Source organism: Alloacidobacterium dinghuense, assembly GCF_014274465.1.
GTDB lineage: Bacteria > Acidobacteriota > Terriglobia > Terriglobales > Acidobacteriaceae > Alloacidobacterium > Alloacidobacterium dinghuense.
In genome coordinates, this window is the sequence record NZ_CP060394.1 from 5,109,831 (window position 1) to 5,133,732 (window position 23,902).

Sequence of the window (23,902 nt, forward strand, 5' to 3'; positions counted from 1 at the left end):
GCTCAGAGCAACTAGGTTGCTTAAGGCTCAGAGGTTTGGCCGCTGTTCAGAACATCGATGGCCTCGTATCGATCGGTCGATCGGCAAGATTCATTTCCCCCCGGATTGTGTTCTCCGTGAATTGCGGAAACGCTGAGGGAACGTTCGCTGTACCAATCACCATCGACTCGTCTTCGAGGCTGTTTACGCTGAAAATCGTCCGGCCAGCTGCATTCCTCCATGCGTGGATGAGTTCGTGTGCCAGCGCTACCTCGGCGGGGCGAAAATTCCACGGGCTGTTCTTGTCGGGTATCGTTCCCGTGGGCATCTTCTCTTGACTTGGGTCGGCGCGCTTGGCACAGAGGTTGAATATTATGTTTGATCCACAACCGACATTGGGCAGCAGATAGCGCTCCAAGATCAGCTTCGTCATTAGATAGCCCTTCGGATTTGTGGCTTCGCACTTTCGCAGGAATGCGGCATCGAGTGGACCCTGATCGCGGCCGAGAAGTCTTCGAACCTCTTGTTCCGTTTCGCGGCGCATTCCTGTCGGAACTGCGTTGAGTGCCGCATCCAGGTGAAGTGTTGTTCCCAGCCGATCATAGAGCGGGCGGTAATAGTCTACAGGTGTCTGCACGCTATCAGCGGTGAAGACCTCGCAATCCAGCCTGGGGTCCACAATGCTTTTCGGGGAAGCTCTCCTTCTGCTCCGGTAACTCCCATCGCCTTCGTCAGCGTTCGCTGCAGCCCTGGGCATCTTCTTTACATACTCCACAACCTGCAACAGAAGCTCGTCAAAAGTCCTTTGTGTGCCTTTGATCACGATCTGCTCATGGATCGCCTTAGTGAGGTCAGAGAACTCCCAATACTTGTTGTTCAGTGCCGTCGCCACGTTTTCATTGAAGGAATTATTGGCCACTGTGCCCTGCACGGCGTTCTTTAGCGATTTGACAAGGTCGGCTCGGTGTTTTGCATAGCTCGTTCCTTCTACCCGCGTCAGCAGCTCGGCGCTTAGCGTGTCGCCCGTCGAATTGCGTTCGCCCGTCGCGTCCGGACCCCTGTCCAGCGCTTGGCGCTTGCTCCTTGCCATGTAGATCAGGATGGGGTGGCTACACCGGACGAGCGCGACGATCAGAGCGCTGAAGCTCGCCGATGCCGCCCGCGCTTTATCGAGCACCGCGATCGTTCCTTTTACAAAGGCGGCGCCGAGTTCCGCGGGGGCGTCCACAGGGGCCTCCGGTCCGGAACGGTACTGGGGGGCGATCAGGATATTGTGGTTGTACACAACGGACATCGTGGCAAGACCTCCGGTCGGACAATCTTAGTCGGCAATCGGCGAGAAGGGCGAGAAGGGCGAGAAGGTCCGCACTTTGCGCCGGACGCACACCTGCCATTTGAGAGGTTGGCGCGACACTGCGCCAAGGAAGCTCTAGATTTTTCCCTGCAGATATGCATTCTGCGCTTCGGTCCAACGGGAGGCAAACTCTTTCTTTGACCTCTTTTCTTGCTGCTCCGACCCGCGGATGAGATCGACAGGCTAAAGTCTCTACTGGGCAAGTCAATTACAGTCGTAGAAAGGCGATTTATCGACCGTCGGGCAGCGTCTTCAGAATCGACGCAGAGGGCTCGCTGCGGATCTTTTTTCCTCTTGCCCGTCGCGGCTCTCCTTGGGAGGCTTACTCCAGTCAGCCGGTTCTTTCGCAACGCAGTCTGATCGAGGTAGTGAAGTAACATGGTCCCATGCCGAGGCGGCTGCCGAGAAAGACTTCCGGGCGAGGTGCATCGTCCTGACGCGGGATGATTTTGGGTACGCGCCACAGCCGGCGGAGCGTGCAAACGACCTGATCGACAAGGGCACTTGGGATTCCATCGTCACGTTGCCGGACGATGTGGCGGTCCGGACAACGAACTATCACGGCACGGCTATCGGGCAACTGCACGATCTTTGGGGTGCGTGGATCGAGTGTTTCGGGGACCAGCATGATTGCATGTTCCCTGTCATGCTCGATGCGGCAGACGACTTCCAGGCCGCTACCTACACGGCGCTTACCGGGCGAAATCGTGCGTCACTCGTGCCGCATTTCAGATCCTCCGCGGCGAAATCTAGCGAAGGTAGACGAGTCTGCGCTAGAACTGCGCCAGAAGTTCATTCAGCTAAAATATGGCTGATTGTTACACTGAAGCCAGCTTCCTTTTACTGCTTTGACTCCGGAACAAAAAGCCAGGGAGAAAATCGACCAACTCCTGACTGCCGCGGGCTGGTGCGTACAGAACCGCTCCAATGCCAATCTCGATGCTGCGCGCGGAGTGGCCATCCGAGAGTTTGCCCTTAATGCCGGCCACGGTGAGGCGGACTATCTCCTCTTCGTGGACGGGCAGGCCGCTGGAGTCGTGGAGGCCAAGAAGGAAGGCAGCACGCTCACCGGCGTTGAGATTCAGACAAGAAATACAGTGAAGGGAGGGCTGCCGGTCGTCCTGCCTGCTCCTCGCCGCCCGCTCCCATTCTGCTATGAGTCCACAGGAATAGAGACCCGTTTCACGAACTTGCTGGAACCGGAAGCCGCAAGCCGTCCGGTCTTCGCCTTCCACCGTCCCGCCACGCTCGCCGAGTGGCTTCAGGATGAGCTAACACAACTAGGGTCCACATCCAAAGCGCGGCTCGCTTCCATGCCAGATCTGCCTGAAGATGGCTTGCGCCCTGCCCAAGTACAAGCCATATCTTCCCTTGAGAAATCCCAGCGCGAAGGCCGCAGGCGCGCCGTCATTCAAATGGCCACGGGAGCCGGCAAGACCTACACCGCCTGCAACTTCCTGTATCGTCTCATCAAATTCACTGGTGCTCGTCGTGTTCTGTTTCTGGTGGACCGCGGAAACCTCGGCCGCCAGACACTGAAAGAGTTCCAGGCCTTCCGCACACCGGATGATGGCCGCATCTTCACGGAGCTTTATAACGTCCAGCACCTGCAATCGAATCGAATTGATCCGGTGGCGAAGGTGTGCATCTCCACCATCCAGCGATTGTTCTCGATGCTCAAGGGTGAAGATCTAGACCCGGAGTTGGATGAGCTTTCCGGCGCCTCGCTCGAAATGCTCAAGCGTCCACCCGAGCCCATTACCTACAATCCGATCTCCCGATCGAGACCTTCGACATCATCGTCACCGACGAGTGCCATCGCTCCATCTACAACTTGTGGCGGCAAGTGCTCGAATACTTCGACGCCTCGCTCATCGGCCTCACTGCCACGCCCTCCAAGCAGACTATGGGCTTCTTCCATCAGAACCTAGTGATGGAATACCCCTACGAGCAGGCCGTCGCCGACGGGGTCAACGTCGATTTTGACCTCTACGAAATCCGCACCCACATCAGCGAGTTCGGCGAAACCATCAACGCCGGCTTTCACGTCGATTATCGCGACCGCCAGACCCGCAAAGTCCGCTGGGAGCTGGCCGATCAGGATATCCCCTACGACGCCGACGAGCTCGACCGCCGCGTTGTCGTACCCGACCAGATACGCACCATCATCCGCACCTTCCGCGACCGGCTCTTCACCGAAATCTTCCCTGGCCGCACCGAAGTCCCCAAAGCGCTCATCTTTGCCAAGGACGACAGCCACGCAGACGACATCGTCCAGATCCTCCGCGAAGAGTTCGGCAAGGGCAACGACTTCGCTCAGAAGATCACCTATCGCGCCGGCACAGCCAAAGTCCGGACAAAGAAGACGGACGCAGACGGCAAGGAATACGAAGTCGATGAGTGGATCACGCAGGGATTGAAGCCTGAAGACCTGCTCAGCCAGTTCCGCACCAGCTACTACCCCCGCATCGCCGTCACGGTGGACATGATCGCCACCGGCACCGACATCCGTCCGCTCGAAATCGTCATGTTCATGCGCGCGGTCAAAAGCCGGACACTCTTCGAGCAGATGAAAGGCCGTGGCGCCCGCATTGTCACGCCCACCGAGCTGCAGGGCGTAACCCCCGACGCCAAAACGAAAGACCACTTCGTCCTCATCGACGCAGTCGGCCTTGAACCGGAAAAGATGCAGGACACGCAGCCGCTCGATCGCAAAAAGAACATCGCCCTCGACAAGCTGCTCGAACTCGTCACCTTCGGCAACCGCGAGGCCGACGTCCTCAGCTCCATTGCGTCGCGCCTCGCGCGTCTCGATCGCCAGCTCACGCCTGAAGATCGCCTCTCGCTCACCGAGGCGGCAAACGGCCAGCCACTTTCTTTCATTGCCAGCGAGATCGTCGCCGCGCTTGACCCCGACCGGCATATCGAAGCCGCAAAGACGCTCAACGGCGGAACCGAACCTACAGAGGAGCAGACTGCGCAGCTAGAAGGCAATTGCTGCAGGAAGCCGCAAAGCCGCTCGCCTCCAATCCGGCGCTACGCAACCTTATCCTGGGTGTGAAAAAAAGCTATGAGCAGATCATTGATACTGTGAATCAGGATCAGCTCACATTTGCCGGCCCAGCCCAGGAGCAGCGTGAGAAAGCGCTGCGCATCGTGCAGTCGTTTGAGCAGTTCCTCGCGGAAAACAAGGACGAAATCGAGGTGTTGCAGATTCTCTACAGTAAACCCTACGCCGTTGGGCTCTCATTGAAGCAGGTCAAAGCGCTGGCTAAAACCATCGAGAAGCCCATCGATGGCCGCATGCCTCTCCAGCCCGACCAGCTCTGGCAGGCCTACGAAAGGCTCGACCACGAACATGTGCGCGGCAGTCGCACCGAAGTCGCAGCCGACATCGTCAACCTGGTCCGGTACGCACTTCACCAAAAGGGCGAACTCGTCCCCCGCAGAGCCGAAGTCGACTATCGCTTCACCGAATGGCTCGACCAGCAACACTCCGTCGGAGTCAGCTTCACTCCTGAGCAGATGAGCTGGCTTGAGGCGATCCGCGATCACGTGGCATCAAGTCTCACAGTCGAGCCGGACGATTTCGAACTGGATCCGTTTGTGAAGTGGGGCGGATTGGGAAAAGCGCAGCAGGTCTTTGGCCCGCAGTTTCTGCCACTGCTCACGCAACTAAATGAGGTGCTGGCAGCATGAGCGTCATCAAGGATTTCTATCCACTGAATCTGGATGAACTTCCATTAGGCTGGGAAGCAGTCATTGTTGGTCAAGCAATCCCCGATATCCAGTCCGGTTTCCCGAGTGGGATTCACAATAAAGAAGGACTGGGCATACCTCACCTACGTCCAATGAACGTGAGCCGAGATGGAGACTTAGATCTGGGTGATGTGAAATATGTACCGCCCACAGCTGGCGATTCTCGCGTAATCAAAGGAGATGTGCTCTTTAATAATACGAATAGCCCAGAATTGATAGGGAAGACTACCTATATTCGAACTCCCATTCCGGAGACTACATTCTCAAATCACATGACAAGACTGAGGCCGCCATCTGGAATACATCCAGGCTTCGTCGCATATCAACTACATTTTCTGTGGATGAAGGGCTATTTTCGTCATCGGTGTACGAACCATGTAAATCAAGCAAGTATTAGTTCATCAGCATTGTCATCCTCAGTACCACTTATCGTTGCTCCACCCGAAGAACAAGACCGCATAGTCGCCGAAATCGAAAAGCAGTTCACTCGGCTCGATGCCGCAACAGGGGCGCTCAAGCGCGTGCAGGCGAATCTGAAGCGCTACCGCGCCTCGGTGCGCAAGGCTGCCTGCGAGGGGCGGCTTGTGTCCACCGAAGCCGAACTCGCTAGCAAGGATGGCCGCGACTACGAACCGGCAGACAAGCTGCTCGAACGCATCCTCAAAGAGCGCCGCGCCTGCTGGGAAGCCAACACCCTGGCCAAAATGAAGGCCGCAGGCAAGCCTCCCAAAGACGACCGCTGGAAACAAAATTACAAGGACCCAGTCGCCCCCGATATTAGGGGCTTGCCCACACTGCCCGAGGGTTGGACTCGCGTCAGACTCGATACTATTGCTGAGGTAATTGATCCAAATCCCTCACACCGAACACCGAAATATGTTGCTGACGGCCCCGCCTTCGTATCAGCTGAGAACTTCGTCGGCGAGAGCTCCATTGACTTTTCTGTCGGACGCAGAGTCAGCCTAGACGTATTAAATGACCAAATAAATCGATTCGAAATCCGTTCCGGTGCATTCGTGATGTCTCGGTATGGCACGATCGGGAAGAACATGCAAGATACCACCCGAACGAACATATTGCCTTTCCTACTCATTAGTACTTATCCAAGCAACTTGTCCGCAAGTTGATGGCGACTTTCTGCGTATTGTTTGCTCATCAAACGTTATTCGCGAGATCGCTCTGAGCAGAGTTCAAGGCGCAACCATCCCTGATCTCGGAGTGGCCCACATTCGTTCGCTTCCGATCGCGCTTCCTCCGCTAGAAGAACAGCGTCGAATCGTCGAGCAAGTTGAGCGACGAATTTCAATGATTGATAGCGCTTCGGAAAACGTGATTCATAAGTCGATTCACGCAGAGAAACTACGCAGCGGAATACTCGATTCAGCATTTGCAGGACGTCTAACGACGCAGGACCCCGCCGACGAACCCGCCTCCGCGTTACTGAAGCGTATCCGGCAAGAAGGAAGCAAAGCCAAAGCCCGAGGTATTCAACGGGAGCTGGTATACGCTTCCGAAGGTGTCGAAGTCAGCTAAAATGAACCACCGGGGGTGAGTTTTCCTGAAATATGTAGAGCAACAAGTCGTAATGCAGACCAGCGGTCATTTTGGCCGCCGACTGCCGCTGGACTTCTGCGGGGATTTCTTTCGCCGGCTGGCTCCAATGGTCACCTCCTCGGTGCGGATGGCCATCGAGGGCAGCAGCTCTCCTGTTGGTGCACCACCAGCATGGCTGCGCCGTGCCGCCGATGTCCGCGTCCTCGGCTGGACGGAAACCGACGCCTGTGCCACAGTTCTGCAGGTTGAAGCTCCTCCGCTGGGCGAAGCAGCCGAAGAGATTTACAAGCAGACAGCCTTTTGGGACACCAAGCCGGAACCACAGGAAACCGCGCTAAATATATTCGCACGAGTTGCGAAGGAAGTAAGGAGCGGAAATTTAGATAGTTCGCTTTATGACCTCGGGCTTCTGAAACGTTTTGGCAATGCTAACCGGCTGTTCGGCCAGCAGGTGGAGTTCGTAGACTTGCCTGAGAGATGGACGCCAGATTCGCCTTTAGCTCGCCTCGACCGCGACGTCGCTGTGCGCGCGCAGCAGCTGACAGAACAGACCCCCGCCTCGCGGCAGGTCCGCGTATCTGGTCGACTGGACATGATGCGGCACAGCACGCGGTCGTTTGAAATGATTCTCGAGGACGGCAGGCCAGTTCGCGGCGTATTGGAAAACGCGGAAGAAATCGATCGCTTGAAGCCGTTGCTGGGCAAGTTCATCACGGTTGTCGGCAAGGCGGTCTATCGTCCGTCCGGAAGCGTTCTTCGCATTGATGCGCAAGGCATGGAAGAGGGGACTGCAGAATCGCGATTGTTCACGCGGATTCCACCCCCGATTTTGCACCGCGTCCCATCATCCCGGATTCGCACCGGCGATCAGAACAGGAACTGGATGGACGCTTTCTTTGGCACCTGGCCGGGTGATGAGACCGATGAAGAACTGCTAGAGATGCTGAGAGAGGTCCGTGGCTAGGGGAACGCTCTACCTCCTTGATACAAACATTCTGCTCGCCCTGGTTCGAGGCAAGGACCTGGCCAATTACATCACTCAAACCTATGGGCTCGCTGAGATTTTGAAACGACCCCTGATCAGCGTTGTGAGTCATGGAGAGCTGCTTGCTATGGCTGCCCGACAGAGCTGGATCGAGAAGAAACGGGAGTCTCTGAACGCTGTACTTGCCAGCATGATCACGATGGATCTGAATGACCCGGAGATACTTGCAGGGTACGTGGCTGTTGATCAGGCAAATTTGAAAGTGAAGGGTGGTTCCAGGGCGCTCTCGAACAATGACATGTGGATTGCCGCAACAACCCGGGCAGCTAACGCGGTGTTGCTCACCTCAGACAAGGACTTCCTTCATCTGCACCCGAATGTATGCGCGGTGGAATATGTCAACCCGCAATCGAAGCTGCCCGAAACGATCTCAGGTTCACAACAGACAATTCAATGACATCCAACGCAATCGTCCAGAAACTCTGGAATTACTGCAATATCCTTCGCGATGACGGCCTCTCCTACCAGGACTACATCGAACAGCTCACCTTCCTGCTCTTCCTGAAGATGGCCGACGAGCGCCAGGCCATGCTTCCCGGCCAGCAAGCTCTGATTCCGGCCGACTTGAATTGGAAGAGCCTGGAGCGCCTCGATGGAGATCCCCTCGAAAACCAGTACCGCCACATCCTCGCCGAACTCGGCAAGAAGCGCGGCACGCTGGGCGTGATCTTCCGCAAGGCGCAGAACAAGATTCAGGACCCGGCCAGCTGAAGCGCCTGGTCAGCGACCTGATCGGCAAAGAGCAGTGGACCACGCTCGGCGTAGATGTGAAGGGCGACGCTTACGAAGGTCTGCTCGAAAAGAACGCCGCCGACGTGAAAGGCGGCGCGGGACAGTACTTCACGCCGCGCGCCCTGATCCAGGCGATCGTGGACGTGATGCGCCCCGAGCCGGGACAGCTCATCCATGATCCGGCCTGCGGCACTGGTGGCTTCCTGCTTGCCGCCTATGACTACATCACCAAGCATCACAAATTGGACAAGGACCAGAAGCTCCACCTGAAGAACGAAGCCCTGAGCGGAGTAGAGCTGGTCGACGCCACCGCCCGCATCTGCGCCATGACCTATACAGGGCATCGGAACTTCAAGTCCTTTCACGTCGAGCAGGCAATTGCGTTCAAGAAGCACCTGGCCGAGCAAAAGGCGCAACAGTCTGGAGAGAACCTGAGCAAGGCGACTCTATATGCCACTCTTACGAAACTCAAGCGTTTCTTCCAGTGGCTTGCGTGGCAGCCTGGCTACAAATCGCGTCTCCAGTATTCGGATGCGGAATATTTCAATCTTTCCGACAATGATACTCGTATTGCCGTTGCCAGAAGGGAGCAGCGAATCCCTACATTGGAACAGATCAAGCACGTTATTCATGCGATGCCTGGCACCACGGAGATTGAGCGCCGCAACCGAGCCCTAATTGCATTCACGCTGCTCACAGGCGCTCGGGACAGTGCCATCGCATCGATGAAGCTGAAGCACATTGATCTGGTCTCGGGCTGCGCCCATCAGGACGCGCGGGATGTGAAGACCAAATTCAGCAAGACTTTCACCACGTATTTCTTCCCCGTGGGTGAGGAGGTTCACAGAATTGTGGAGGAGTGGGTGTCCTTTTTGAGAGAGGAGAAACTCTGGGGCAATGAGGATCCCCTTTTCCCATCGACACGCATTGCATTGGGAGCAAATCACCAGTTTGGAGTCACGGGGCTGGATCGGGCCCACTGGAGCAGCGCTTCACCCATTCGTGCAATATTTCGCGATGCCTTCGAGCTTGCGGGGCTACCATACTTCAATCCCCACTGCTTCCGAAATACCCTTGTCAAACTGGGCGAGGACGTATGCAAAACTCCCGAAGAGTTCAAGGCGTGGAGCCAGAACCTCGGGCATGAGAAGGTCCTGACAACCTTCCTCAGCTATGGCGCGGTTGCGTCTCATCGCCAAGGCGAGATCATTCGAGGATTGGGAACCCCGCAAAAGGCGAATCACGCGGCTGCCGACGAAATTGTCGAGGCCTTGTTTAGAAAATTACGCAGTACTGGTGTGGACATGCAGAGGCTATGATTTCGAGTACTAGGTAGTCTGCTGGTTAGAACCCTTAGGGATTCGGGACATTCACGAGATTCGTCCAATCCAAGATCAGGAGCTCTGGAATTGAGCACTAGGAGGAACTAGCTACTCATCGCCTACCTGGGCAAACGCCATACAATCAGCTAGTCATCTCTTCTGAAAGGTAGCAGCTCCCGATGTGTTAGTAAGAACCATTGTTCCGCCTTGAACCTTAAGTGACCCCTGCATATCGCCCGCGTCAAAGTGGCATCTTGAGGGAAAAGACGGCCCTGAACAGGACAAATATTTACTTATCTGATCAAATTCAACACTAGTTCTCGGAGTGATCACCCATTGGAAGCGGTACACATACGCATCGCTAGTTCCCTGAGGAACTCCGCATTTATTGTTCGTAACTTCGAAGGCGGCGAGTTGCTCAGCGCTGCCCAAAAGCGTCCCATCTTCTACATCTGATGGGCTTAGCGTAACAGAAAGGGAGTTGTGGTATATCTGCTTGCATGAACCTCTTCTCACTTCTAGGTCGGGCTGCCTAGCTTGCCAGCTTCCATACAATGCATTGAAGGGATCGCCACCTGCAAAGAAACTGTTAAGCGTGGACTCAAGATAATCCAGCCGATAAGCACGGCCAGATTCGCCGTCGTTCCCCCTCCTTACGTCGATGAGAATGCCAACTGGTTGACCATCTGCTTTGAGTAGGCTCCCACTCATCCCTTCATAGATGGTGTCAGTGGCTCTAGTGGATGTTACGAACAAAAACCGATCATCTATGGTCTGTAGCGCCACATCCATAATTCTCACGCTGCCGTCCCCATTGCTTCCCTCCAATTGCCAGCGCATGGATTGCCTCAAAGAGGCAGCACTTACATTGCGCCACTGTTGCCCACCGCAAATATCGGGGCCTTGCCCAGAAACTCTTAGGACCGCTATGTCCTCGGCATAGCTACGTTCTTTGGTTCCTGTGCTCCGCACACCCCTATATCCGACAATCGAGACGGTTTGGACGACTCCCAGAACGTGCTCTGCGGTGATCACGAAGCATTCCGAACCTCTTGTTCGTGTTATACCCACTCCCGTCTGCTCTCCGGCCTGAATGAACACCGTGTCGCCGCGAGCCTTGTTGACGACAAGCAACACCAGAGTTATTGAGATCATCACCTTGAGGATTTTCATTAGCTCTTCTCCTTCCAAAACGAGCGAGCAAAACCTACAAACGTCAAGGCAGCGACCCACAGAATCTGCAAGCCAGCGTCATTTTTCAACCGTTCGAACAGCGAGGTCCGAATCACGTACCCACTCGATCCAAATCGCGTGACGGTCGCTGACTTGCTGGTGCCTCTGATGGCTACTCGAAAGCCCGGATGGTCGCCTGCTACCAGCACCCCAACGCTCGGAGACAAGGCCGCCTCTAACCTAAAGTCATCACCAAGCTCGAGAGGGTACGTGCCGGCCTCGAAAAGTGTTGGCTCTAACAGTGACCTGCCTAAGACTCGAACGGTTCCAGATTGCAGAATCGCGACGGTTGTGCTCGCATCATAGGTCAAGTCTTGACCCAATTCAATGTCCCCTGACACTGGAAACAGCAGTGTCCCACCTGACTTTGCTCGTTTGTCGACATTTGGAATCACAAACGTAACTCGCCCTCCCAGTTTTTGTTGGCCGTCTTGATTTCGAAGTTCGCCTACAGAACCATTTGAGTTCTTGCAGCGTAACCTGAGGGGGCCCGAAGTGATGCGCTCTACTTCGACGTCGGTACCACTGGAGGGGCTGAACGAACCTGTAAAAGCCTCAGACTGCGGGTTGTAATCTCGGTACATTATCACTTCCGACAAACCCCATATGATCGGTGCGATATCAGTGCGAATGCGGAGGGTCTCAGTTTCTGCGTTCACATCGTACGTGGTTGGTGTCGACCAAAAAGTCACTGCCACCGCAAAGAGGATCGCCAAAGCTATTGATATTCTTTGCGGGCTCTTCTTGGACGCAATTTGCTTGAACGTGCTCTTCATGGAATGGCAATCCGAAATGGCACCTCGGGTTGTAACGATTCGAAGCGGTACAGGCGAACAGTAAGACGGCTAGGCCTCTGGAGCGAAGAAAATATAACTTGGCATTTCGTGTCAAACGCAGTCTTGACGGGAGAGTCGATCAAGTCACAGTCGTAGACTCGTCCTTCATCTGGTATGAATACTCTGGAATCAAGCCTTGTGGCATTTAGAAACAACGTAACGTGGCTAGGCTCTGACCAGTCTCCCCAACTTGCAACTCCCACTAGATCATTTGGAAGCAGAAACGAACAGTCGTTCTTGAAGACCACAAGGACAGCAAGCTCACTGGCCCTGTAGCTCGCCAACTGAGACTTCCACTGAGTGGCTAGAACGAGACCGTAATATCCCGAGTGTTGTGAGCTTATATCGTATTCAAATCGCCCAATGTACCGACCGTCCCGAGATGCGACTTGCAGACACATGGCCTGGCCATGTCCGTCTGGGACGTACGTACTGAGCTGGTCTAACACTATCTTTAGGTCGCTTGCCCCCACCAGCGCACCTTCCAAAACATTGGTAGAAGCGACAGGGATAATGTCCGTGAAGTGGTCTTGGACGACTCTTTTTGGCTGCAAAGCGGGCAGAGTGGACTGCGACTGTTGAGCCGGACTGGACGCGATGAGCGTCATGACCATCCCAGCCAGTGCCAGTACCGATCCTGCAGCTTTCATTGGAGTCTTCCCCCAATTCGGAATACTAAGGGCCGTGGAATGATCCCAAATGGATAAGCGCACGGGCTTGACTGTCCTCCCGTAGAACTCGAGAGTCATGGGAAAGCAATCGTCGACGTATTTTTTCGACAAGTTGCTTTCGCGGTGACCGTCGCTAGCGTCCGCGCACGCGGCGATTATAATCGGGCGGTAACCACCCTGTGTTCTAAATCAGTCCTGCGACCATCAGAACGGACCTCGCGCCGACAATTCGCGGGCTTGGCTGATCGGCAGATTGGGGTGGGGATCTCAGGCGCACAGAGCGGAAAGCGAAATAGCGCCAGGCTAACTTTAGACTTGAGGCACCTGCTGTTGCGAGGAATTTGGCCTAACGGAGAGGAAGTACGTTCACCTCGTTCTCAACTGCCGCCAAGGTTCACCGATAGTCCAACCAACAACTAGGTCTCATTTATGAGGTGTCCCCCGGGTACCCCTGATAAAGCTATTCGTTCTCAAGTCGGCCCTCAAACGTGGGCTTCCATCGGACATGCAGAAAGGATTCCAAAAGAGAAAGCATCGGCGTTCCGAGGCTGAGAGGTGCAAGGAGATTTACCCGGTCAGCGTGCGTTTTGATCCAATCCCCAACATTTGAATTATCGATCCCGCCGGCTCCGACCTGATGTGCATTCATAACGACCGAGCGAGCGAGATTGCTGCGGGCGCTGTTTGGATTGTAGTGCTGGGAGGTGTATCGGGCGGCGCTTTTAGGGCCAGCCTTTCCTACTTTGAGTGCTTGCCCGTTGACAAAAAACGCATAGACCGCCATTTAGCCGACGGGTAGACGTTTCGGTGGTTTGTGCGGCTTCGGCATTATCTCGACAGTGATAGTGTCGGCGATGAATGCTGCATCTGCGAGTGCGGCGACCTTCCTGAAATCGCCGAGCGCGTCGGAGACCAGTTTATCGATCGGGTTCATAGATAAGAGTCCTGTGCGTCTCTATTCGCTGCCGAGCATCGCGATACCGGACGGCAGCGTAGAGCACATCGCCCAAGTACAATTTGCTTCCGTCCAAAAACCGCACGGCTTGATATTATGACTCGCTATGCGGTGATCCCGAAGTTCCCCACAATCACTTTCGACTCGTCCAGAATGCCATTCACATAGTCGCTCCACCATTGCAGCATCTTCCTGCGCTGCTCTGCGTACTCAGTCAAGACATAGACAGCTCGATGCCCTCCCGTTCATGGCTCAAAGCCTTTTCAATCACGTCTTTGTCAAAATCCATGCTCGGTTAATAGAGTTGCACCAGTTCGTCTCAAATCGTGAATCGTTAAGGGGTCCATATCGAAAGTCAGACCTTCCAGCGCTTTATTGAGCGCGTTTTTGGCAAAAGGCCTTACCATGCTGCTCCTGCCCGGCATCAGTAACTCAGAGTCTCCTGCAAGCACCTTTAGCTCTCCGAACATCTCACTAACCTGCCTAGAAAGATAAACGATATGTGGTTTTCCGTTCTTAGCGCTGTCTTGCGGAATGAGCCACTCATTTGTGTCGAGATTGACATCCTTCCAACGAGCAAGTAGCAACTCCGACTTACGCGAGAGCGTCAACAGGATGATGTGTAGAGCCAGCTTGAACTGCCGTCGAATGTTGCTCTGATAAATTGTGCGCAGATATAAGCGAATCTCTTTCGGTGTCAGTACGCGAGACCTCTTCCGAGACTTACCGATGAACCGAGTGGCCACCATCGCAGCAGGATTGATCGTGACTATTTGCAATTCGATTGCATAGTCGAACATTCGCTTGATCACCCCGCGCAGCTGGATTGCAGCGGCGATGCGGCCATTGTCGCGCTTTCGGTAGACCAACGCCTGCACATCCAACGCGGTCAGCTCCTTCAGTAATTTGTCTCCGAGTCCCGGATAAATCTCGTTGTCGAGGTAGCGCCGTATGTCATGGGAGTTCTTCCAGCGGGCTACAACTTGCTCTTCAAAATAACGATTCCCGAACTCACGCATCGTTGGATTTGTGGCTAGTCCTGCCCGTGCCAGCCTCATTTCTTGCGCAGGTGATTTGCCATGTGCCACCGCGGTAGACAGATCATCCCGTTTCTGTCGTGCTGCCTTTAGGTCAAGTCAGGATAGCGACCGAGCACCACTTTTTCCTGCTTGCCGTTGACACGATACCGATACAGCCACGACATCTTGCCGCTCGGCAAAATATCGAGCGAAAGTCCACGTCCGTCTGTAACCAGGTAACGCGATACTCGTGGTTTTAGTGCTTTGATTTTGGCGTCTGTAAGTGGCATTCCTGTCCCCGTTTGAGTCTCCATGGCAGTTTCTTGATAGCCATTCTGGCAGGAGACTCATTGGAGACTCACATGCCGTCGGCTTGCCCGGGATCAATATGGACACTATAGGACAGTTTTATTAATCAATTCAAGAGCTTATGTTGTGCACGCGAATATTCTTGGATGAGCTTGGATCTAACTCTATTTTCCGATGCAGAAGGTGGAGAAGATTAGATTCAGAATGTCATCAGGAGTTGTTTCACCGGTGAGTGAATCTACCTGTCGGAGGGCTGCGTAAAGATCGAGCATCAGCATTTCATGCGGTGTCATTCTGCTGATAGCTTCTCTTGCCTCTTCCAGCCTTTTCAACGCCGCGGTGACGGCTTCATGGTGGCGCACACTCGTCAGCATGTCGTCTTCGCCGCCAGTCCCGGAATTTCGCACCAGATCGAGGATTGCAGAGCGCAGGACCTCAATTCCCTCGCCGGTTAAGGCGGAGGTTCGGATCGCACGCATTCCGTTGTCTTCCGTCACCATGTGATGACTCGATGAGCGGGACTCTAAATCAGACTTGTTGTAGACGATGATTGCGCATCTTCCGGCCACGGATGAGATCAAATCATCTTCTTCGTTCCAAGTCTCGGTGGAAGCGTCCAACACAACCAACACGAGATCCGCATCGGCCAGAGCTTCTCGCGACTTCTGTATTCCTATGGACTCTGCTTCGTCTGTCGCTTCCCGCAAGCCAGCGGTATCGACCAGCTCAATCGGTATCCCTCCAATTGCAACCTTCTCAGTTACTAAATCCCGAGTGGTCCCAGGTATGGCGGTTACGATAGCTCGATCCCATTCAACCAGACGATTGAACAGGGACGACTTGCCCACATTCGGGCGTCCTACGATGGCCAGCCCCAAGCCTGAATGTACGATCCTGCCATGTTCGAATGTACGAGCCAGCTCCGCGAGTGGGCCAATAACGCTGTCGATGCGCGCGACGATCTCGGCGTCTGCCATCACATCCACGTCATCGTCGGCAAAATCAATACCTGCTTCGAGGACGGCGATCAACTCAACGAGATTCTGTTTGATGGGCTTTATACGACGAGAGAGTGACCCTCCCATCTGCTGTGCGGCAACACGGGCCTGATACAGCGTTTGCGATTCGATTAAATCACGCACCGCCTCGGCTTGTGTCAGATCGATGCGCCCGGACAGAAAAGCACGCTCGGTAAATTCGCCGGGCCGGGCGAGCCGAGCGCCCCCAGAAAGCGACTGCCGCACAAGCAGATCGAGAATGACCGGAGAACCATGCGCCGCGATCTCTACAATGTCCTCTCCTGTATAGGAATTCGGACCCTCGAAATAGGTAACTACGGCTTCGTCCAGCTTGGACCGCTTCTCAGGATCGACAATCTCGGCGAATCGAGCGCGCGCGTGTTCAAGTTCAGCGCGCATCTTCAGCAAAGGCAGGGCGATTTCTAGAGCACGAGGGCCGGAGAACCGTACGATGCCGATGCCACCGCGACCTGGCGGTGTGGAAATGGCGACAATCGTTTCGTTTTCGGAGACAATCGTCTCAGTTGCGGAATGGGAATCAGATTGCACGACTATCTGCGTGGACGCGCCTTTGCCGGCTCATAGCCTTTGGGATAGGCAACGACAAATCGACGCAATCCTTCGCCACTCGACGAGGTTTCCAAATCATCGTAGTTGCGAAAGGCCAGATGGAGCATCCGACGCTCTCGCGAACTCATGGGAGCGAAGCTGTAGGGCTGTCCAGTGCGACGTACTTTGTCAGCCGCCGTCTCTGCCGCAAGCTTCAACTCGCGGGCACGTAATGCTTTGAAGTTGTGGGCGTCAAATGAGACTTTGTCGTGCTCTTCTGCGTCCAGACGTATGATTTTCGCCGCGACGTGCTCTAGCGAACGCAGTAGCTCTCCGCCTCTTTGCGTGAGTAGAGACGCATCGGGGCCAGCCAGTTCCACATAGATCTCGCGCGCTTCCAGTCCATCCGGATCGACCGCGCCGGCACCTGCGGTAATCCGATACTTCAACCGGAGCCCGCCGAGTTCTATCAGGTTTTTCAGGAATGCTGCAATCTTCTGAGCTGCGGCAGAGTAATCGTCAATCGGCATCAATTTAGTATCTCTTGACGTATATCATCGTGGCAATCCAGGCCACAGAAGCGCTGTGTTTTGGCAGCACCAAAGTCAAAGGTGCCCGCAGACAAAGGGCACCTGGGTAACTTCGCTCGCTTAGTGACTCCTCATCTACGGACAAGCGGTGCTTGTTTGCCTGCGCGCTTTGCTGCTCTCTTTGCCGCAATCTCGCGCACTTCCTGGCCCATCTTGGTGCGATTCATTAGCATCTGCTGCACAATTCCCAGGACGTTGCTCCCAGCCCAGTAGAGCGCGAGGCCTGAGCCGATATTCCACGTCATGAAGCCAAAAACCGCAGGCATGGTAAACGCCATCATGCGCTGCTGAGCCGGGTCAACACCTGGAGATGGCGTAAGCCACTGCACCAGGAACATGGAGACAATGAAGAAGATCGGCAGGATATGAAGCGGATCGGGAGCGGAGAGATCGGGCAGCCAGAGCCAGTGCGCCTGCCGCAGCTCGATGACGTTCGAGAGCATGCGGTAAAAAGCGAAAAGTAACGGCCATTGAATAAGCATCGGAATGCAGCCGCCAAACATGTTCACGCCTTCGCGCTTCTGCAGATCGAAGATCTCCTTGTTCATCTCCTGTCGGCGCGGGTCGGTAGCCTTGAATTTTGCATACTTGGCCTTGATTGCGTCCATCTGGGGCTGAATGCGCTGCATTTTGAGTGACGACTTCATCATCTGGAAGCGCGTCGGCAGCATCGCCAGGTTGAGAACCAGAGTCAGAATCAGAATCCCCCAACCCCATTCGCCGGTGACGTGATCGTGCAGGAACTTAAGCATCAGGAAGAGCGGCTTGGAGATGATACCCCACCAGCCGAAGTTCACAACCTTCTCCAGACTCACTCCGCCATTCGCTGGAATCGCTCCAAGTACGTCGAGCGACTTCGGCCCAGCAAAGACCCGGACACTGTATGGCTCCGCCGCACCCATCGCCGCACCTAGAATCGGAGCTTGCTCGGTTTGACCCGGATCGGGCTTCTTGGCGTTCTTGGGAATCGTGAGGGTGTTTTGCAGGCTCACGAGATCCACATTTTTTGGTGAATCGGGAAGGAAGATCGCTGCGAAATACAGATCGCTGACTCCTGCCCAATCAAATGAACCGTGCAGCGTCTCTCCACCGCTCACCTTCTTGTAGGCCACCTGCTCTGCCTTGCCGCCCTGGGCAGTGTCCAATGTGGCCGCAGCGTAATGCGGCAAGGTGTCCTGATCACCGAAGCCGGAGGGCCATGAGAGTAGCGCTGCGACAGGTGTGCCGTTTTGGGTCACAGAGACTTCAGCGTTTATGAGGTAGTTTGAATCAAACTTGAAGGTCTTGCGGGCTGTCAGACCGCCGCTCGCATATTCAAAACTGAGCGTACCGGGGGCCGAGATGCTCCCGGTGGCGGAAGGCACAAACATTGCCTGTTGGAGGCGACTGCTCAGGTTCTGATCATAAGTAAAGAGCGACAGCGGATAGCCAAATTTCGCCGCAGCCTCATGATTTACGAGGTCGAGAGGCTTGCCATCATCGTCCTTATATTTCTTCAGAATCCAAGAGGTAACTTGAGCGCCACGGTTCGAAAAGGTGATGCGATAGAGTTCGTTCTCGACGACGGTTGTCGATTCAGATGCGGCCTGCGTCGTGTTGGCGCTATCAGATGGAACTGGGTCGGTAGACGGTTGCGATTGTGGCGTGGATTGGCTGGGGCTCGCAGCAGCAGCTTGTTGTTGCGTCTCAGGGGCAGGCGTTGCAGGCTTCTTCGGCTTCATGAACTGGAAGCCGAGAAACATCACAAGAAAGATCGTGGTGAACGCGAGAATAGTCTTCGAGTCCTGCCCGCCTTGCTGATTGGGATTCTTTATTTCTGCCAAGAGTGCTTCCTATGATCTCGATTCGTGTGAAATATGCGCTTCTTTCATGGTAACCGGCGCCTTAGAACTCTGCATGAATGGACATTTCTGCGGGACGGGGTCAAAACCGCCCTTGCCGCCTGGATGGCAACGCGACATGCGCTTCAACGACATCCATCCTCCACGCAGCCATCCATGTTCATGCACAGCAATCGCTGCATATTCAGAACAAGTCGGCTGAAAACGGCACGCTCCACCGGCCATCCCTGCACCGGCATGCAACACAGGAGACACGAACAGCTTGTAGAACGTGTGCAGCGGACCCATGAGGAGTACGCAAGTTCCACGCTCTTTGTTCATGCCTCCGTCTCCCGTGAGTCCTTCTTGAGAGACGCTTCAACAGTCGCGAAGACCCGGCCTATTTCACCATTCAGACGGGAAAAATCAATTTCCAGAACGCTCTTCCGGGGATGAAGAACGACATCGACATTCGAATGCAGATTGCCCAGGTTTTTGCGCACAGCCTCGCGCATCCGGCGCTTAATGCGATTGCGTTCGACAGCTTTGCCAAGGACTCGCCCTGCGGTAAGGCCAACGCGCGGACCGCAAAAAGAAGATGGGTCCTCGGAACGCGGGCTGAAAAAATAAGTCATGGAGGCAGAAAAATACTTGCGGCTCTCCTGATACACGCGCTGATAGTCGGCGTGCTTACTCAGACGCGCGCCACGCAGTGGGGGCGGCGTCCGATCAGAAGCTGTTTCCTGCATGGCTTTTTCGTTTATTTTCTGGCTTCCGGGTTGGCGAAGCCGAAGAAAGAATGGAGGCTTAGTCGCGATATCCTGCGCTCACCGAGACACGCTTGCGTCCCTTGGCGCGGCGGCGTGACAGAACTGCAGCCCCGCTCTTCGTCTTCATGCGGCTGCGAAACCCGTGGGTCTTCGAGCGGCGGCGGCGATTCGGTTGAAATGTGCGCTTCGGCATGGAGGTGGGCTCCTCAAAAATTCTTCAATGAAATATGGGTGCCGTCCACAGAGCAGGAAATTACTCAGTGCAGCAATTTCTGAGTATATCTCATCCTAGTCCTATCGGCAAAACACGCGGCTGGGTCAACTTTTTCACAACCGGTGGTGCAACTCCAAATGAGACACACAATTTGCATCGAAAGTAAGGTTTCAACCACGCTTAAATGTGCTACTATCGGCTCCGTTCACTAGAGATTTTTCTGCGCGTCCTGCTGCACTCAAAGATCGCATTGTGAGAGCTTAATCGCACTCATCCAAGCTCCTGGCACACCAGAGCGAACCTTGGCCCCGGGCTTTGCACAACCGGGCAAGGATGTTGTTTTTTCGCTGTGGCGTTTCACCAAGGGTTCCGATCGCACTGCGGCGGACGCCGCGCGAAGGAAACACGATGTCTTTTGTCCCTGCAACCCCTACTTCACTCAACCCATGGGTGCGGATTCTGGGGGCTCTCGAAAAGAAAATCAACCGGCAATCGTTTGACACCTGGTTGAAGCCAACTCGATTTAGCCACATCAGCGGCAAGAAACTATTTGTTCGGATTCCAACACCAGAGTTTCAGCACGTCGGAGATCGCTACGGCGATTTGATCCAGGAAGCCATTGACAATCTTCAGGTCGAGTTCGACGAAGTCGTGTTCATCACGCCGGAAGAGGATCCCACACTCGTGCGTGTGCGCGAGGATGGGGGCTTTGCTCCAGTGCCCACCCATTCGCCGACTGCCCCGCCCAATGGATTTCGTGACGGCGCGCGTGGCGTAGCACGGACAGCCGGTGCGCCACAGCAGGGCCGCTTTGACTGGTCGTCTGCGGCGCAACTCAATCCGCGCTACACCTTCGATGCTTTCGTCATTGGCGCAGGCAACCAGTTTGCGCGCGCCGCGGCCGAGGCCGTGGCCGAACGTCCGTCAAAGGCATACAACCCGCTCTTCCTGTACGGTGGCGTGGGCATGGGCAAGACGCACCTGATGCATGCAATTGGTCATGAAGTGAAACGTCGCGAGCCACAGACATCCATCTGCTATGTCTCGAGTGAAAAGTTCACCAACGAGATGATCAACTCGCTCCGCTACGACAAGATGACCAGCTTCCGCGACAAGTTCCGGACAGTCGACCTGTTGCTTATCGACGATATCCAGTTCCTCGCGCAGAAGGAACGCACGCAGGAAGAGTTCTTCCATACCTTCAATGCGCTGCACGAGAACATGAAGCAGATTGTTATCGCTTCCGATCGTCCTCCCAAGGAACTGGCCGAAATTGAAGACCGCCTGCGCTCCCGCTTCGAGTGGGGACTGATTGCCGACATCCAGCCGCCGGATCTAGAAACAAAGGTCGCCATCCTGCAGAAGAAGGCAGAAAACGACCATATGGTTCTGCCTGTTGATGTGGCACTTTTCGTTGCATCCAATGTCAGAACGAATGTCCGTGAGCTCGAGGGAGCGCTTACACGGCTCTTTGCATGGTGCAGCATGAGCGGAGTCGAAATTACTTTGCCGGCGGCCCAACAATGCCTCAAGCAGTTTATCGATACACAGGTACGCAAGATTACGATTGAGGCAATTCAGCGTGCTGTGGCTGAGCAATTTGGCATGCGTGTAACGGAGTTGAAGCAAAAGAACAATTCGCGTGCTGTCGTCGTACCTCGTCAGATTGCGATGTTCCTGGCAAAAACGATGACAGAGGCTTCTTTACCGGAGATCGGTCGTCAATTTGGTGGTAAACACCACACGACCGTGATGCACTCCATTGCGAAAATTGAAGAACAACGGCGTTCAGACAAAGACCTGAATCGCATGATCAATAAACTTCAGGAAACATTAAATAGCTGATTAAATTAGGCTTAGTGTAACAATTTATTATTGCTTGAAAACTCCTTCTCCTTGCGCTAACGTACCTGCGCTTTACACAGATGCAGGTTCAGACGGCGGTAAGGTCATCTACGCGTTCAGAGGAAAGGAGATTTTCATGCTTTCTATTCTCTGGTGGATCATTGTCGGTCTGATCGCTGGCTGGATCACTGGCAAGTTGATGAAGGGAAGCGGCTATGGTCCGGTGATGGACATTATTGTCGGCATCGTAGGCGCGATCATTGGTGGCTTTATCATGCGCGCTCTTGGATTTACGGGCCGGGGCGGAATGATTTACACCATCGTCATCGCGGTGCTGGGTGCGGTGATTTTGACGTTTCTGATAAGACTCATCTCCAGCAAAAAAGCTTGATACAGCATAAGAACGCATCGAAGACAACTCCTGATCCTCCGTCTCGACGCGCTCTGTGCAGGACCTGAACTAATGTTCCTTGAAGAAACCAATCGAGCGCCTTCACTTTGACTGTTTCGCGATGATCATCCCAGCAGTCTTCTGGTAGGTCGCTTGCGGGATGATCTTCTTCTGCACTAATTCATTTTTTCTCGCGTAGGGCCGCCCAGCGACGATTTTCTGCGCATTTAAGGATGTCGCTTGCTATCCTCTCCGGTAATGGGTTTGCGTCACTTCTTCCTCCTGTGTTTTGCTGCTCTACTCGCCTTGCCTGCCTCTGCCCGTCACCAGGACACGGGGTTTCTCAACCGTACCCTCAGCCTGCAAGGCACGACGCGTAAATACCAGGTCTATCTTCCGGAAACATGGAATGAGCACCAGCGTTGGCCAGTCATTCTCTTCCTGCACGGCTCTGGTGAGCGTGGAGTGGATGGGATAGATCAAACGCAGATCGGACTGCCTTCAGCCATCCGCTCTCATCCAGAGCGATGGCCATTTGTGGTTGTTATGCCGCAGGTACCTTTCCAGCACCATCACTGGACCGATCCAGACATGATGCAGATGGCCATGGCGGCACTCCGCGCCAGCGTGAAGGAGTTTCACGGAGACCCGGAGCGACTCTATGTGACTGGACTTTCTTTGGGCGGATATGGAACCTGGGAAATCGCCAAGAACTGGCCTCATACCTTTGCGGCCGTCGTCCCGATCTGTGGTGGAGTTTTCTGGTCCTACGCTCCTGAGCGCTGGCATAACACCGATCTGCCGCAGGAATACGCGCGCGCGGTAGGTAGGACACCGGTGTGGATTTTCCATGGAGCCGAAGATCCTGTCGTTATACCAAAACAAGCTGCGCTCATGTACGAAGCGCTCAAATCGGACAATGGTGAGGTGCGCTTCTGGGAGTATGCTGGCGTTCGCCATAACGCTTGGGACAAGGCCTATGCCAACCCAGACCTGCCTCGGTGGCTGCTCTCACACACTCTAAGCCAGATTCCTACGCTCCAACCTGCAGCCGAATACTTTCTTGTTCCGGTGCATCCGGTGCCTGCCAAGGTTAACCCTTCCATCTATGATGCCTACGTCGGCCAATACGAGGATCAGGGGATTATCCAGACCACAGTCTACCGACAGGGCGATTCTCTTTACGCCAGGAGTCGCGTAGGTGAAAGTAACGAACTTTTGCCCGAGAATCCGACCACCTTCTTTTACATTTCCGGAAGTCCAACGCGGCTCATCTTCCAGAAGGATGCCTCTGGCCAGGTCCGCGGACTCATTTACCACGACGACCGGCACGAGGAATTCTGGCCGCTGGTTACCCCGCGACGCTCAACTTCCGCGCAGCGCTAGCCAACTGCCAAACCGATTTCCATTCCCAAGCCGAGAACAGCGGCATCGCTGTGGATTCTTCGGGTAAGAAGCATCTAGTGGATTTCCCACTATCGCCAGAGGTGCTCTATTCCTGCCTGAAAACGTGCTTTCCACCCTAGCATTGAGTTTTTCCACACGAGCTTTTGATGTGGACCTGTGCACGATGCGGAGAACGCGGTGCGTTTGGGAAGCTTTTGGGCGCATCTTCCAAAGTTTTCGTTTTTAAGAGCCCTACTTTTCTAAAACGTGTACGGCTCGGAAGGAGCGCTGATAGAGATTTTGGGCGAGCTTTCCACTTTTCCGCATTGATCTGCTACGGCTACTATCTATTCTTTAATACTTCATATAGAAGCAGAATTCGTCGCGCCAGTCCGCTCCACTTCGCGCTCTTCCCCGGCTTGCCTGTTACCCTTTGCAAAATTTCCCACTCACCTGCCACGTTTTCCGCAAGCACAAGGTGAGGTTTTCTCACTAGAATGAATTCCATCGGGCTTCGCGCTTCTTTCTTTTGCGCGCGGTGGTGTAAAGT

24 protein-coding genes and 1 pseudogene are annotated in these 23,902 nt (G+C 54.7%); 12 read left to right on the forward strand and 13 right to left on the reverse strand.

The features are described from left to right. Positions 1-46 precede the first annotated feature (46 nt). Together H7849_RS21315 and H7849_RS21320 are read right to left on the reverse strand one after the other, a co-directional pair. Positions 47-1,273 (reverse strand): type III secretion system effector protein, encoded by a 1,227-nt coding sequence (locus H7849_RS21315; protein WP_186742344.1) that lies wholly within the window; start codon positions 1,271-1,273, stop codon positions 47-49. Positions 1,274-1,664: 391 nt separating this feature from the next. Beyond that, complete coding sequence (locus H7849_RS21320) at positions 1,665-1,961, reverse strand: hypothetical protein (RefSeq protein WP_186742346.1); 297 nt, start codon at positions 1,959-1,961, stop codon at positions 1,665-1,667. A gap of 325 nt (positions 1,962-2,286) precedes the next feature. Here H7849_RS21320 and H7849_RS27735 point away from each other — a divergent pair. The 9 genes and pseudogenes from H7849_RS27735 to H7849_RS21350 form a co-directional block, all read left to right on the forward strand. After that, positions 2,287-3,003: pseudogene (locus H7849_RS27735) on the forward strand (DEAD/DEAH box helicase family protein); the annotation flags it as partial. Between the two features lie 176 nt (positions 3,004-3,179). After that, complete coding sequence (locus H7849_RS26560) at positions 3,180-4,394, forward strand: helicase-related protein (RefSeq protein WP_251106391.1); 1,215 nt, start codon at positions 3,180-3,182, stop codon at positions 4,392-4,394. Then, on the forward strand, positions 4,328-5,032 hold the full coding sequence (locus H7849_RS26565) for a type I restriction-modification enzyme R subunit C-terminal domain-containing protein (protein ID WP_222439705.1): 705 nt from the start codon (positions 4,328-4,330) through the stop codon (positions 5,030-5,032). The genes H7849_RS26560 and H7849_RS26565 overlap by 67 nt, the downstream gene beginning before the upstream one ends. Next, positions 5,029-6,219 carry a restriction endonuclease subunit S domain-containing protein gene (locus tag H7849_RS21330; protein WP_186742347.1) on the forward strand — a complete coding sequence of 397 codons (1,191 nt, stop codon included), beginning with the start codon at positions 5,029-5,031 and terminating at the stop codon, positions 6,217-6,219. The genes H7849_RS26565 and H7849_RS21330 overlap by 4 nt, the downstream gene beginning before the upstream one ends. Then, positions 6,122-6,625 carry a restriction endonuclease subunit S gene (locus H7849_RS27630; protein ID WP_432756508.1) on the forward strand — a complete coding sequence of 168 codons (504 nt, stop codon included), beginning with the start codon at positions 6,122-6,124 and terminating at the stop codon, positions 6,623-6,625. Before H7849_RS21330 ends, H7849_RS27630 begins: the two co-directional genes overlap by 98 nt. A 52-nt stretch (positions 6,626-6,677) precedes the next feature. Further along, the gene (locus H7849_RS21340) at positions 6,678-7,610 is read left to right on the forward strand and encodes a hypothetical protein (RefSeq protein WP_186742351.1); all 933 of its coding nucleotides are present in this window, start codon (positions 6,678-6,680) and stop codon (positions 7,608-7,610) included. Beyond that, positions 7,603-8,088, forward strand: a complete 486-nt coding sequence (locus tag H7849_RS21345; RefSeq protein WP_186742353.1) for a type II toxin-antitoxin system VapC family toxin — start codon at positions 7,603-7,605, stop codon at positions 8,086-8,088. Before H7849_RS21340 ends, H7849_RS21345 begins: the two co-directional genes overlap by 8 nt. Next, complete coding sequence (locus tag H7849_RS26570; RefSeq protein ID WP_222439706.1) at positions 8,085-8,402, forward strand: type I restriction-modification system subunit M N-terminal domain-containing protein; 318 nt, start codon at positions 8,085-8,087, stop codon at positions 8,400-8,402. Before H7849_RS21345 ends, H7849_RS26570 begins: the two co-directional genes overlap by 4 nt. A gap of 56 nt (positions 8,403-8,458) precedes the next feature. Then, entirely contained in the window at positions 8,459-9,742 is a 1,284-nt protein-coding gene (locus tag H7849_RS21350; RefSeq protein ID WP_222439707.1) for an N-6 DNA methylase, read from the forward strand. A 153-nt stretch (positions 9,743-9,895) separates the two neighbouring features. Here H7849_RS21350 and H7849_RS21355 read toward each other — a convergent pair whose 3' ends face one another. From H7849_RS21355 to rpmH, 11 genes are all read right to left on the reverse strand, one after another. Continuing rightward, positions 9,896-10,918, reverse strand: coding sequence for a hypothetical protein (locus H7849_RS21355; protein ID WP_186742354.1), 1,023 nt, complete (start codon positions 10,916-10,918; stop codon positions 9,896-9,898). Next, positions 10,918-11,754 (reverse strand): hypothetical protein, encoded by an 837-nt coding sequence (locus H7849_RS21360; RefSeq protein WP_186742356.1) that lies wholly within the window; start codon positions 11,752-11,754, stop codon positions 10,918-10,920. The genes H7849_RS21355 and H7849_RS21360 overlap by 1 nt, the downstream gene beginning before the upstream one ends. Positions 11,755-13,269: 1,515 nt before the next feature. Then, positions 13,270-13,419 (reverse strand): hypothetical protein, encoded by a 150-nt coding sequence (locus H7849_RS21365; RefSeq protein WP_186742358.1) that lies wholly within the window; start codon positions 13,417-13,419, stop codon positions 13,270-13,272. A gap of 299 nt (positions 13,420-13,718) precedes the next feature. Next, a complete protein-coding gene (locus tag H7849_RS21370) occupies positions 13,719-14,498 on the reverse strand; it encodes a tyrosine-type recombinase/integrase (RefSeq protein ID WP_186742360.1) in 780 nt (259 codons plus the stop codon). Between the two features lie 68 nt (positions 14,499-14,566). Further along, a complete protein-coding gene (locus H7849_RS21375) occupies positions 14,567-14,773 on the reverse strand; it encodes an Arm DNA-binding domain-containing protein (protein WP_186742362.1) in 207 nt (68 codons plus the stop codon). A gap of 159 nt (positions 14,774-14,932) precedes the next feature. Continuing rightward, a complete protein-coding gene (gene mnmE, locus H7849_RS21380; protein WP_251106392.1) occupies positions 14,933-16,336 on the reverse strand; it encodes a tRNA uridine-5-carboxymethylaminomethyl(34) synthesis GTPase MnmE in 1,404 nt (467 codons plus the stop codon). A gap of 2 nt (positions 16,337-16,338) precedes the next feature. Next, complete coding sequence (locus H7849_RS21385) at positions 16,339-16,866, reverse strand: Jag family protein (protein WP_186742363.1); 528 nt, start codon at positions 16,864-16,866, stop codon at positions 16,339-16,341. 131 nt (positions 16,867-16,997) lie between these two features. After that, positions 16,998-18,749: a membrane protein insertase YidC gene (yidC, locus tag H7849_RS21390; protein ID WP_186742365.1), complete on the reverse strand. Its 1,752-nt coding sequence runs from the start codon at positions 18,747-18,749 to the stop codon at positions 16,998-17,000. Positions 18,750-18,758: 9 nt separating this feature from the next. Then, the gene (gene yidD, locus H7849_RS21395) at positions 18,759-19,088 is read right to left on the reverse strand and encodes a membrane protein insertion efficiency factor YidD (RefSeq protein ID WP_222439708.1); all 330 of its coding nucleotides are present in this window, start codon (positions 19,086-19,088) and stop codon (positions 18,759-18,761) included. Further along, positions 19,085-19,495: a ribonuclease P protein component gene (gene rnpA / locus H7849_RS21400; protein WP_186742367.1), complete on the reverse strand. Its 411-nt coding sequence runs from the start codon at positions 19,493-19,495 to the stop codon at positions 19,085-19,087. Before rnpA ends, yidD begins: the two co-directional genes overlap by 4 nt. A 58-nt stretch (positions 19,496-19,553) precedes the next feature. Next, a complete protein-coding gene (gene rpmH / locus H7849_RS21405; protein WP_186742369.1) occupies positions 19,554-19,709 on the reverse strand; it encodes a 50S ribosomal protein L34 in 156 nt (51 codons plus the stop codon). Between the two features lie 429 nt (positions 19,710-20,138). Between rpmH and dnaA the strand changes: the two genes are divergently transcribed. The 3 genes from dnaA to H7849_RS21420 all read left to right on the forward strand — a co-directional run bounded on the left by dnaA (position 20,139) and on the right by H7849_RS21420 (position 23,352). Further along, positions 20,139-21,575, forward strand: a complete 1,437-nt coding sequence (dnaA, locus tag H7849_RS21410; protein ID WP_186742371.1) for a chromosomal replication initiator protein DnaA — start codon at positions 20,139-20,141, stop codon at positions 21,573-21,575. A gap of 136 nt (positions 21,576-21,711) precedes the next feature. Next, on the forward strand, positions 21,712-21,966 hold the full coding sequence (locus H7849_RS21415; protein WP_186742372.1) for a GlsB/YeaQ/YmgE family stress response membrane protein: 255 nt from the start codon (positions 21,712-21,714) through the stop codon (positions 21,964-21,966). Positions 21,967-22,206: 240 nt separating this feature from the next. Further along, positions 22,207-23,352 (forward strand): prolyl oligopeptidase family serine peptidase, encoded by a 1,146-nt coding sequence (locus H7849_RS21420; RefSeq protein WP_186742374.1) that lies wholly within the window; start codon positions 22,207-22,209, stop codon positions 23,350-23,352. The last annotated feature ends 550 nt before the right edge of the window (positions 23,353-23,902 follow it).